The organism is Priestia sp. JV24, from assembly GCF_025910025.1.
Classification (GTDB): domain Bacteria; phylum Bacillota; class Bacilli; order Bacillales; family Bacillaceae_H; genus Priestia; species Priestia megaterium.
On record NZ_JAPCIN010000032.1, the window covers coordinates 1 to 9,977 of the forward strand.

General features: G+C 34.2%; 13 protein-coding genes and 1 riboswitch. Of the genes, 8 read left to right on the top strand and 5 right to left on the bottom strand.

Annotated elements, in window-relative coordinates; genetic code table 11:
- Positions 1 to 543 precede the first annotated feature (543 nt).
- The gene (locus OK414_RS27565; protein WP_049787035.1) at positions 544 to 753 is read left to right on the top strand and encodes a hypothetical protein; all 210 of its coding nucleotides are present in this window, start codon (positions 544 to 546) and stop codon (positions 751 to 753) included.
- 206 nt (positions 754 to 959) lie between these two features.
- On the opposite strand, the gene OK414_RS27570 is transcribed toward OK414_RS27565, so the two are convergent.
- The 4 genes from OK414_RS27570 to istA all read right to left on the bottom strand — a co-directional run bounded on the left by OK414_RS27570 (position 960) and on the right by istA (position 5,041).
- On the bottom strand, positions 960 to 1,334 hold the full coding sequence (locus OK414_RS27570) for an endonuclease domain-containing protein (protein ID WP_263046352.1): 375 nt from the start codon (positions 1,332 to 1,334) through the stop codon (positions 960 to 962).
- An 804-nt stretch (positions 1,335 to 2,138) separates the two neighbouring features.
- Positions 2,139 to 2,390 carry a hypothetical protein gene (locus OK414_RS27575; protein ID WP_252285088.1) on the bottom strand — a complete coding sequence of 84 codons (252 nt, stop codon included), beginning with the start codon at positions 2,388 to 2,390 and terminating at the stop codon, positions 2,139 to 2,141.
- A 277-nt stretch (positions 2,391 to 2,667) separates the two neighbouring features.
- Positions 2,668 to 3,453 (bottom strand): IS21-like element helper ATPase IstB, encoded by a 786-nt coding sequence (istB, locus tag OK414_RS27580; protein WP_263046350.1) that lies wholly within the window; start codon positions 3,451 to 3,453, stop codon positions 2,668 to 2,670.
- A 13-nt stretch (positions 3,454 to 3,466) separates the two neighbouring features.
- Positions 3,467 to 5,041: an IS21 family transposase gene (istA, locus tag OK414_RS27585; RefSeq protein WP_263046351.1), complete on the bottom strand. Its 1,575-nt coding sequence runs from the start codon at positions 5,039 to 5,041 to the stop codon at positions 3,467 to 3,469.
- A gap of 128 nt (positions 5,042 to 5,169) precedes the next feature.
- On the opposite strand from istA, the gene OK414_RS27590 reads away from it, so the two are divergent.
- The 3 genes from OK414_RS27590 to OK414_RS27600 all read left to right on the top strand — a co-directional run bounded on the left by OK414_RS27590 (position 5,170) and on the right by OK414_RS27600 (position 6,782).
- Positions 5,170 to 5,508, top strand: coding sequence for a metalloregulator ArsR/SmtB family transcription factor (locus OK414_RS27590; RefSeq protein ID WP_317620610.1), 339 nt, complete (start codon positions 5,170 to 5,172; stop codon positions 5,506 to 5,508).
- Positions 5,509 to 5,881: 373 nt separating this feature from the next.
- Positions 5,882 to 6,472 (top strand): recombinase family protein, encoded by a 591-nt coding sequence (locus OK414_RS27595; protein WP_264363550.1) that lies wholly within the window; start codon positions 5,882 to 5,884, stop codon positions 6,470 to 6,472.
- Positions 6,473 to 6,638: 166 nt separating this feature from the next.
- Positions 6,639 to 6,782, top strand: a complete 144-nt coding sequence (locus tag OK414_RS27600) for an anti-repressor SinI family protein (RefSeq protein ID WP_263046348.1) — start codon at positions 6,639 to 6,641, stop codon at positions 6,780 to 6,782.
- A gap of 28 nt (positions 6,783 to 6,810) precedes the next feature.
- On the opposite strand, the gene OK414_RS27605 is transcribed toward OK414_RS27600, so the two are convergent.
- The gene (locus OK414_RS27605; RefSeq protein WP_115648274.1) at positions 6,811 to 6,939 is read right to left on the bottom strand and encodes an anti-repressor SinI family protein; all 129 of its coding nucleotides are present in this window, start codon (positions 6,937 to 6,939) and stop codon (positions 6,811 to 6,813) included.
- A gap of 22 nt (positions 6,940 to 6,961) precedes the next feature.
- Positions 6,962 to 7,046, bottom strand: a riboswitch (cyclic di-GMP riboswitch).
- Between the two features lie 435 nt (positions 7,047 to 7,481).
- Between OK414_RS27605 and OK414_RS27610 the strand changes: the two genes are divergently transcribed.
- The 4 genes from OK414_RS27610 to OK414_RS27625 all read left to right on the top strand — a co-directional run bounded on the left by OK414_RS27610 (position 7,482) and on the right by OK414_RS27625 (position 9,897).
- On the top strand, positions 7,482 to 8,243 hold the full coding sequence (locus OK414_RS27610; RefSeq protein WP_263046347.1) for a pirin family protein: 762 nt from the start codon (positions 7,482 to 7,484) through the stop codon (positions 8,241 to 8,243).
- A 40-nt stretch (positions 8,244 to 8,283) separates the two neighbouring features.
- Positions 8,284 to 8,736: a MarR family winged helix-turn-helix transcriptional regulator gene (locus tag OK414_RS27615; protein WP_034655815.1), complete on the top strand. Its 453-nt coding sequence runs from the start codon at positions 8,284 to 8,286 to the stop codon at positions 8,734 to 8,736.
- 29 nt (positions 8,737 to 8,765) lie between these two features.
- Positions 8,766 to 9,119: a DoxX family protein gene (locus OK414_RS27620; RefSeq protein WP_034655812.1), complete on the top strand. Its 354-nt coding sequence runs from the start codon at positions 8,766 to 8,768 to the stop codon at positions 9,117 to 9,119.
- 340 nt (positions 9,120 to 9,459) lie between these two features.
- Complete coding sequence (locus OK414_RS27625; protein WP_182031432.1) at positions 9,460 to 9,897, top strand: Hsp20/alpha crystallin family protein; 438 nt, start codon at positions 9,460 to 9,462, stop codon at positions 9,895 to 9,897.
- Positions 9,898 to 9,977 lie beyond the last annotated feature (80 nt).

Here is a 9,977-nt window from a genome sequence, read left to right on the forward strand (position 1 = left end):
GATTGAGTGCAACAAGTCCATTCGCTATGTGCTAAAAAAGAGAAACCCTTGTTCATTCAATGGGTTTCCTTTTTTAGTTACTAGGAATAGTAGGGTTTATCAAATTATATTTTTTTCCTTTTGTAGAGAAGTAAAAAGCGTACTAAAGTTTGTTTTTATAGATTTAGCTGTAAGATTTGAATAGCCACATACTCATTAAGAGGAAAAGTCAAGTTATCGAGACGAACCTCCTGATCCCGTATCTTTATTAAAAAGTTGGGAAAAACCTTTGAAACCGAAGATTCCAGTTGATAACACACCAAGAATCATTCCACCAGATACAGCTATCCATTTGTTAATCAAAATAATCACCTCTCATATAACTGTTTTCTTGTGATAATCGTACATCTCTTAAAATAAGCATTATTTTCAAAATCATAACAGGTAATAATTAGAGAATGAAAACAGTGTCATTTTTCCAGTATGGATAAGTCAAGTTGTCAAAGAATAAAGACGTTGGAAGACCATTTTCTTTCAAATAAATATTAAAGGGGTATTCACATAATGAACAACTTACGTTGGTTAACGTCCTTATTTAATGTTGGACGCAACAATAGAGGGATATTTGGAAAGAGACGTAATAACAGAGGCATGCTGTTTTCATTATTGGGTTTAGGAGTTGGAGCTGTTACGACTTATGGAATGACAAGAGGGCGTGGAAATAAAATGGCACCGGCAACTGTACAAACAATGATGAATAGATTCAATAAATAAAAAAGGTTTTGATTCAGCAGTGATTAATTCTGAGTTCAGCCATGAATTCGGAAGTGCTGCAGCAAACAAAATTCATAAAGATAAAGCCAAGAAAGAAAAAGCATCTAAAAATGCTGGAAAATATAAAGACGGTCTATAAAATAAAATTCTAAAAAAGAGAAGGCTGAGCCTTCTCTTTTTTAATTCAATCTTGTTTTCACTCTTTTTTAAACTCCAGGCATACGATTTACAATACTGTTGCCACTGATCTGCATTACTTTATATCCTTGTTTCCTCAAATAAGCATCTTTCTTTCGGTCATGAGCCTTTTGCGATGGAAAAGAATGAGACTCTTTTCCATCGCATTCAATCGCAAGCTTACCTATTACAAGGTCAATTCGATAAGGGCCACATTTTACTTGTGCTTGGACACAATAGCCATTTAGCACCAACACATTATATAAACGTCTTTCAATTGGTGACGCTAATTTGCTGTATTCAGTCGGTAGGACATCTTTCGATCTGTCGTCCATTTCATGAAAAATAAAGGCCAATAGTCCAACCCCTAGCATATAAAAAAAGAGAACATGTTCCGTTATCATTTACTTATTACCTACTGCAGTAGGAGACTCAGCGCGTGAAACCTTGGCGATGCATACGAGCCAAGTAATTATTGGTATGAAATTATTTTGTATATATGAGCATACTAACACGGTGAAAGGGAGGTTTAAAACAATGACAAAGCAAACAAAAAAAGGTGGAAGTAGTACGAAGCAAAATAAAAAAAGCCATCCAAAACACAAAACGAGCAACAGCCAAAATGGACAAAATGGTTATCATTAAGCATATATGATAAACAAAAACAGCCTAACATATTAAGGACTCTTTCGCTTGCTTGGTTTCGAAAGAAGTGATTATGTGAACTAGATCTGTATACCGTAGACAAAACTAGTTTACATAAACACTCTTTAAGGAAGCAAGAAAGCAAAAGAACCCTTGTGGCAGTGAGGGTTCTCGATGAGGATATTTTCTCGTTCATGCAGCTTTTTATACATCTTTGACATACTAACGCTTTAGTAGGAGACGAACGAGAAAAAAGTGTATAAAAAGCGCATGTTTTATCCATATGTTCGTATGGAAAAATATAGTCTATATAGCAAAAATATGTTACTATTTAATACTCCTAAGCCTATAAGCACCCATACATGTAGACGTCTAAAATGAGTTATAGCCTTGCCTATTACTTCCGAGCAGCTAAACAAGAAACTACTACATAGATAAGAGATAAAACTTTGAAAGACAACTTTATTAGAAACGAGGATAGTTAGGCTGTTCTTAGATGTTAGAATTTAAAACATTTTATATATAGTTTAACTATATAGACTTTTCTTCATTAACATTAATAGTTACCATGCCTCAGTGAATCCACCTATAGCTATCACAATCACTATTAGACCTATGCCCATGTATAGAAAGGGCCCTTTTCCTTTCCACTCTAAATGAGTAGCGTAACCATTAAAAATGAGCGATGCTCCTAACAAAACAAGGCCAAATGACTTTAAGTAAAGTGAATGCTGAAAGTAAGAAACGATAGCTAGAATGGCTCCCACTACAGCTAAAAGTACATAAAATACTTTCAATGCTTTAAGACATTTCATGTCTTTCCCCCTTTTTGCATCAACCTTAAACTATCCTCTGTTACCCAGCATATGTTTTTTTATAATCAATTTAGTTCTTGTTTCAAAAAATAATCAAATAAACATTTGAACACTCTTTGAAAATGGCATATATTACAAACAAATAGACATTTGAATGTTTGGATGTATTTGTCAACTTAAAATCCAGCCATTTCGTCATTAAAAACCCAGCCAATTTTCTGCCTTCATTTATATAATTGGCCGGTTTTTTAATGCTTTTTTTATTCTTCTTTTCGTTCTAGCTCTGTTCGATTAATTCTTGTTTCTTCAACCATTTCTCTGTCTCTTTCATGCGGTAGGAGTCACCAATCATATTCACAATATAGGCTTGATGGGTTAAACGATCAATCATAGCTGCTGTCATGACAGGGTCTTGAAAGATTTCTCCCCATCTTTCAAAGGATAAGTTCGTTGTAATAATGGTTGATTTCTGATTCGCTCGTAATGATAAATGAGTAAACAATAACTCTGCACCTTCTTTATCAAATGAAATATAGCCCATTTCATCTGCGATGACTAAATCATATTTTTCAAATCGATTCTGAAAAACTCGTAGAGTTCTCTCCGACCTGCATTCCTTTATTTGGTTGACTAATAAAGGAACCGTTGTAAACCATACCTTATAACCTTCCATACAAGCTTTTATCCCTAAGCCAATTGCCATGTGAGTTTTTCCTGTACCCGCATTTCCAGCTAAAATGACATTTCGGCCTTCTCTGATAAAATTTAAGCTCTTTAAAAGTTTAAATTTTTGCTGGGCATCTTTTGATAAATCCTCAGTTGATAGATCTTCTAGATATTTCTTATAGGGAAAGTCTGCACGACGGATTCGATTATATTTGGCAGATTCCTGTCTAGAATCCAGTTCTTTTTGAAGTAACTGTCGTAAGAATTCTTCATAACTGGCATCTGTTTCAACTGATTCTTTAATCACTTCTTCAAAATCCTGACGGATTTTAGGTAATTTGAGCTCTTTGCTTAATGTATTAATTTCCTCTACCAATGCTTGCTTCGAAAGTTCCATTTACCTGCACCCCTTATTGGATAAATTTCGTTTGGAACAGTTGATCATAGGTCTGAAGATGTTGTTTAGAATAGTGTTCGATATCGATGGTTTTCTGAGATGAATAGTCTGTAGGTAAATGTAGTCCTTCTCTTTGTTTCGCGCAGATTAATTTGATCTTATCTGTGGTGATGTGGCTAGGATGAAGAGTAGAGAGTTCTTGAATACTTTTTTCTATCTGTTCGATAGTAATTCCAGACTTAATAAAGTGGATTAACTCTATAAAATCCTTAGGGTGAGTGGTATAGTAAGAGTAGTATATTTTCTTTAATTTTGGATTTGCCTGTTGTAATGCTGTGCTATCAGCTAATGCACCAGGCTTTTTTTGTAGGGTATACAAATAATGTTCAAGGTGTAAGCTCCATTCATGATTTCCAGTTTGTCGTGGGTGTAGAGCGATTCTCTTTTCCCGATAAAAACATTGAATATGATCGCTATAAATTTTGATCCGAATCATCTCTCCAACTAGGTGGTCCGGTACAGAGTAGTAGTTTTGATCAACGATGACAGTTGAATACTTAGTAACACGTCCATTTATCACTCGTGCTGCATCAAAAGGCGGGGGCGCTACTAATAAATACTTCTTTTCTTCTTTTATTAAGTCGTTTGGCGTCAAACGGGATGATGAGTTCTTCTCTTTGTGATTGAGTTTCAAGCAAATTTCATGTAAATAGTGATTTGCTTTTTCTAATGTGTCAAAGGTATCTTGAAAGGCAAATGCTTTTCTTCTAATCATCTCTACACTTCGCTCTACATGTCCTTTTTCATTTCCACTTGCTGTATTACAGAAACGGTAATGAAATGAATAATAAAGCGAAAGCTTTATCAGCGCCTCGGTAGGTTCTCTTTCTGTGCCAATAAATCTCTTTACGGCTACTTTCATATTGTCATAGACCATGGTGTGAAATACACCGCCAATATCTTTAAAGAACAACGAATGAGCTTCTTGAAAACATTCCGTTTTTTGTTTTGTAAATAAATAAGCCATTCTAAAGTTACTATAAGCTGACGTAAACGTGGCCATTTGTAAGGCCTGTTTTCTGCCATTAATCATTAATTTGACTTCTCCCCAGTCAAATTCGCAAACCTCTCCAGGCGCGTAAGCTCCTTTAATAAATGCTTCTTTTTTTGTTTTTTCCATTGCTCTTATCGTGCGAAGAACTGTGCTATAACTAATGGTAAATCCTTCGGATTCTAAGGATTCATGAATATCAACAGCTTTTTTTATTTGCTTCCTTAACCCCTGTTTCTTTTTCTGCACATTTTCTTCTAGATGCATTTGAATACGATGTAAAATCTCTTTAGATAGCTTTCTTTTCTTGGAATCACGTTTCTTGTATCTTGGGGCCTCTACAATTTCTTGAATAAGTTCACCAGTATCCGCATTTTTATCTTCACTCAGTAATTTGTTCTTCCTCGTCTCATACTCACGAATATACTTTCCTACTGTTTCTCGGTTAACGCCTACTAAGCTGGCAATCTTTCTCTGAGAATAACCTTCTCGTACGTGCAGTAATATAATCTCCTGTTTCTTTTTCAGCGTAATCATCTCCCCAAATTCCCCCATGAACCTACAAAATAGTCTGCATGGGTTTATTATAAACTGGCCGGATTTTCAATGACTATGCTGGCTTAGTTTTAGAGTACTAAATACAGTTTGGATATAAGGAGGAAATTATGGCAAAAGACCGTTGCTATATTTATTGTTATAACGAAGAAAAATTTAATCGTATTAAGTCTTCTATAGATGTTGAGAAAGCTCAAGGTTTAGCAGATGAAACAAGATTGAAGATTGTCCTTGCTTTGTATAAGGGAGAAGAATTATGTGTTTGTGACGTAGCTAATATTGCCGGGTCTATAGTAGCAACGGCTTCTCATCATTTGAGACTTCTTCGTAATATGGGAATTGCAAGCTACCATAAAGAAGGAAAACTAGCTTTTTATTCTTTGAATGATGAACATATTAAGCAGTTGATTCAAGTCCTGTTTACTAAGAAGGAAGAAATTACGATTTAAGCTTTTCTTACTATATGAGGAGTTGGAAGAAATGGCACACAAACATGAACAAGATGAAAAAACAATAATTTGTTTAAGACAAAGTAAATATCCTACAACATATAAAAAGAATTGGGGGAACTTCTGCTGGAGCTATTACAGCTTTAGGTTTAGAATACAACGTTAACTTGTAACTATACATTTTATGTTGCGTATTTTTCACCCGATAAATTACGTGGAACTTATCAATTAATGTAAAAAATGAATGTTCCGTTGGTTATCTAACTATCAATAAGGTATGCCTAAATGATAGTTGAGGAGAGGGTTGATTTTACTGTATAATTTAACTATCATATAGTCTTGTCTTTTGATTATCCACTTTAGGAGGAATTTTATGATTTTTGGATATGCACGTGTTTCTGCTTTTGATCAAAATTTGGATTCTCAAATCGAACAATTAAGAGAGGCAAAAGTAGATCGTATTGTTCAGGAAAAAGTATCAGGAATACAAAACCACAAAGAAGAACTAAATCAACTGCTTAATCAATTAATTAAGGGTGACACCCTCGTCGTTACAAGAATGGATCGTCTAGGAAGAAACACCAAACAACTATTAGAGCTAATTGAAGAACTAGATGAACATGGTATTCATTTAGTAATATTAAATTTGGGAATTGATACAAGAACTCCTTCGGGGAAATTTATCCTAACCGTTATGTCTGCATTTAGTGAGCTTGATCGAACCATGATTAAGGAAAAGCAGCAAGCTGGAATTGCCATTGCAAAAAGAAAAGGTATATATAAAGGAAAGAAACAGAAATTTACGTTAAAGCATGATGGAGTAAGGCATGCTATCGAACTACATGAAACCACTAATAAGCCTGTAAAGGAAATCTGTAAAATCACAAATATAAGTGAAGCTACTTTTTATCGTCGGTGGAGAGAATATCAGAAACTAAAAAATGCGGTGTCTACGGGAGAATAGTAGAAAGAATTTTATTTTTCACTACATAAACAGCTATCTATAGTCGATTAAAGTAAAGAGGATTAACTATTTAGTTGTAATATAGTGGATGGTCACTATAAAATAGAATATTAAGCTTAAAACAAACGGTAAATGATAAAAAGTATTTATGTAAGGAGGTACTATGATGAAAAAGTCTATAGCAGTTCTGTCAGAAGAGTGGATGAAACTAGTAAAAGATGCAATGAATTCAAATGTGAGTAAAGAAGAATTTAAACAGTTTCTAGAAGCAAAATCTCAAGATAACACGGTAACAAAAAACATTAGATAGCGTGCCTATCTAATGTTTTTTATTATCACTAGGTTTGTTTATTATCTAAGAATGCTTTTACTTCTTTAACCGATAACCCTACTTCCTTAGCCTCTTGGATAAGTCTAATCCATTCTTGGTCTAAATGTGACGTTATTACTTCTTTTTTACTGTCCATAAACATAAATTCCTCCAGATTTTCAGGAGGCTCAGCTGTCATAGTCAATTGACTTTAGACCTGTAGCTTTGCGTCCTAGCTTTTCAACTAGTTTGCCTTTATCTGAATGTGTATATTTATATAAAATATTACTACATAATGGATGTCGAAGTATGCCGAAATGAGTATTCCTATAATTATTTTCTGAATTAAACAACTATTTCTAACTCCAAAAATAATGCTGAGAGTTATCAGCTAGGAAGAGACGTAAACCAAGCGTACAATAAGGCCTTGTATTTTTAATAAGTCTAACAAGGCTTGTTTTTTAGATTAAATAGAGGTTTTATCATTCGTTTTTTTACCGTATAAAAAGGTGTGCTTTTTGACAGTAGACACTCCATCAAAAATAGGGAATATTTTTGTTGACACGGATTTATCCTACTGTTAGGGTAAATGCGATAATTTCAAAAACAGCTAATAATCATACCATTATATTTGTTAATATTTTTGAAATGTTAGGTTTCAATTTTAATTCATTCATTTAACTTATAGGAGGAACAATAATGGAAGTCAAAATCATTCATACAAGTGAACAGGCAAAAGGTGAATTTGATGGTGGCAAGATTATAGAACAAAAACCCATTGGGTTTTCTGGTGAAGGATCTGTTATCAGTCGACTTGGTCCTTTATTCTACTGGGCATGGGGGCAAGCAAAAGGAGCAGGTGGAATTGGCGAACACCCTCATCAAGGGTTTGAAGTTTTAACCTATATCCTGTCAGGTAAAGGTTTTCATAAAGATTCACTAGGAAACCAAAGCGAGGTTGACGCTGGAGGTGTACAACTTATGCAAACAGGGTCAGGCATGTGGCATGCTGAAGGATCAGATGGCCCTGCAGAAATGTTTCAAATATGGCTTGAACCATATTTAAATGATGCAATCAAGCGTACACCAAACTATTCAAAATATAAAAACGAGGAATTTCCTGTCATTCAAGGAGAGGGTGTAACCATTAAAACTATACTTGGAACTGATTCGCCAATTAATCTGATAACAGATGCCTTTATGTACGATATAGAAATTTCTAATAGCTCAAGTTATCAGCTTACACTTACTCCAAATCGAACCATTGCAGGACTAGCTATAAGAGGTGATGGAGGCAAGATTGTGCAGCAAGAGCTCTCTTTTGATAAAAAAGATTTTATTATTATTCAATCTGAGAAAACTGAAACCATTACAATCAAGCCTAAGGGAGATAGTCTTCGCATTGTGTTTATAGAAATTCCAACTCAAGTCGAGTATCCATTGTATCCAAAAGATAGATAGTTTCTGTTTTTGATTCCAACTTCAAAGAGGTGTAAATTGCATGGATTATAAACAAGAGAAGAGCCAATTAGATTTAAGGCTATTTCGAATCTGGATGAAAGCAAATAAGGCTGTATTTGAAAATATTCGGAAGGATATAGAAAGTTATAGTATCAGCCCTGAAAATTTTATGGTACTTGAATTGCTTTATAACAAAGGTGCTCATCCTATTCAAAAAATCAGTGAAACGCTATCTATTCCAAGTGGAAGCATTACTTACGTCGTGAATAAGCTTGAAAAGCAGGGACTTGTAGAAAGAAAACCAAATCCAAACGATAAGAGGGCGTTTAATGTCACTTTGACTGAAAACGGAGAAGTTTTGTTTAGTGAAATGTTTGCCCAGCACGTTACAACAATCTCAGAAAATTTTTCATTTGTAAGCAATGAAGAGAAAGAACAACTGGTAGGTTTATTAAAGAAAATAGGAATTGGTGCACAAAGTTTACAAAAATAAAAGACAAAGATTAAGAGGAGAAATGATAAATGAAATGGGTTTTACGTATTATTCAAGGATTACTTGTAGTTGGCTTTTTCGCTTTTGGTACAATGAAACTTACAGGAAATCCTATGCAAGTTCACACATTTGAAGGTTTTGGTTATCCATTAGGATTGATGTATTTTGTAGGTATTTGTGAAATTGTAGGGGCTATTGGACTTTTGGTTGGTTTCTGGAAGTCAAGAATTGCTTTATTAGCTTCTGGGGGACTTACTTTACTGATGGCTGGCGCTGTATTTTCACATTTTAAAGCTGGTCAAGGTATAAATGTAATGATGCCTGCCTTAATCTTCTTTGCCCTAAGTCTCTTTGTTTTGATTAGAATAAGGAAAGTTGAATAATAAATATGAAACAGACATATTTATTGTTGTAATTAAACGTATAGTTACAGTTGCAAAATGGTTAAAAAAGCGAATCAATACTAAAAATAGAGCTAATCGACAATGTTCGATTAGCTTTTTTTATCATGGGGAAATTAGCCCTTATTTAAGAATGGAGCGTGTTTATAGAGTAACAAAAAAATCTAATTTCTTAATTTTATGCTGAGAAATTGAACTTTTCAATAGTTTTCTTAACGTTGTAAATATGCGTTTTGCTGGCGGTACCCCTACATGAACTTGAATAACTTCTCTAAACAGGAGCCATACTAATCTCATGCTAAGAAAGAAGGAGGATGTATCAATGGCACTTGTACCATATGATCCATTTAGACAACTATCTAATATGAGAAAAGATTTTGAACGCTTCTTTTCTGATTTCCCTTCCACTCTGGGGACAGAAACAAATTTTGGAGAAATTCGAGTAGATGTCCATGAAACAGAGAATGAAGTTGTGGTTACTTGTGATATTCCAGGGCTGCAAAGTAAAGAAGATGTCAATATTACAGTGGAAAACAATACACTAAGTATTAGTGGATCTACCACTCGAACAAATGAAGTCAAAGAGGAAAATATGCATCGAAAAGAACGTTTTTTAGGCCGTTTTCATCGTTCTGTGCATCTTCCAAGTTCTGTCTCTAACGAAGGGACAAAAGCATCTTATAAAAATGGAGTTCTAGAAGTTAGAATGCCTAAATTAGCAAAAGATGAAACAAAAAAAATTGATGTGGACTTTCATTAAAAAAGTAAAAGGAGCCAAAAGTGGCTCCTCTTTTTATTAAATTAAAGCGTTTTTTAAACATTTGTGACTGCTAAATAAAA

What these genes read in the sequence shown, in the direction of transcription:
- OK414_RS27620 (WP_034655812.1), top strand. Translation starts at nt 8,766, where the DNA reads ATGAAATGGGTTTTACGTATTATTCAAGGATTACTTGTAGTTGGCTTT.
- OK414_RS27615 (WP_034655815.1), top strand. Translation starts at nt 8,284, where the DNA reads ATGGATTATAAACAAGAGAAGAGCCAATTAGATTTAAGGCTATTTCGA.
- OK414_RS27625 (WP_182031432.1), top strand. Translation starts at nt 9,460, where the DNA reads ATGGCACTTGTACCATATGATCCATTTAGACAACTATCTAATATGAGA.
- OK414_RS27595 (WP_264363550.1), top strand. Translation starts at nt 5,882, where the DNA reads ATGATTTTTGGATATGCACGTGTTTCTGCTTTTGATCAAAATTTGGAT.
- OK414_RS27565 (WP_049787035.1), top strand. Translation starts at nt 544, where the DNA reads ATGAACAACTTACGTTGGTTAACGTCCTTATTTAATGTTGGACGCAAC.
- OK414_RS27605 (WP_115648274.1), bottom strand. Translation starts at nt 6,939, where the DNA reads ATGGACAGTAAAAAAGAAGTAATAACGTCACATTTAGACCAAGAATGG.
- istB (WP_263046350.1), bottom strand. Translation starts at nt 3,453, where the DNA reads ATGGAACTTTCGAAGCAAGCATTGGTAGAGGAAATTAATACATTAAGC.
- OK414_RS27610 (WP_263046347.1), top strand. Translation starts at nt 7,482, where the DNA reads ATGGAAGTCAAAATCATTCATACAAGTGAACAGGCAAAAGGTGAATTT.
- OK414_RS27575 (WP_252285088.1), bottom strand. Translation starts at nt 2,390, where the DNA reads ATGAAATGTCTTAAAGCATTGAAAGTATTTTATGTACTTTTAGCTGTA.
- OK414_RS27590 (WP_317620610.1), top strand. Translation starts at nt 5,170, where the DNA reads ATGGCAAAAGACCGTTGCTATATTTATTGTTATAACGAAGAAAAATTT.
- OK414_RS27600 (WP_263046348.1), top strand. Translation starts at nt 6,639, where the DNA reads ATGAAAAAGTCTATAGCAGTTCTGTCAGAAGAGTGGATGAAACTAGTA.
- OK414_RS27570 (WP_263046352.1), bottom strand. Translation starts at nt 1,334, where the DNA reads ATGATAACGGAACATGTTCTCTTTTTTTATATGCTAGGGGTTGGACTA.
- istA (WP_263046351.1), bottom strand. Translation starts at nt 5,041, where the DNA reads ATGATTACGCTGAAAAAGAAACAGGAGATTATATTACTGCACGTACGA.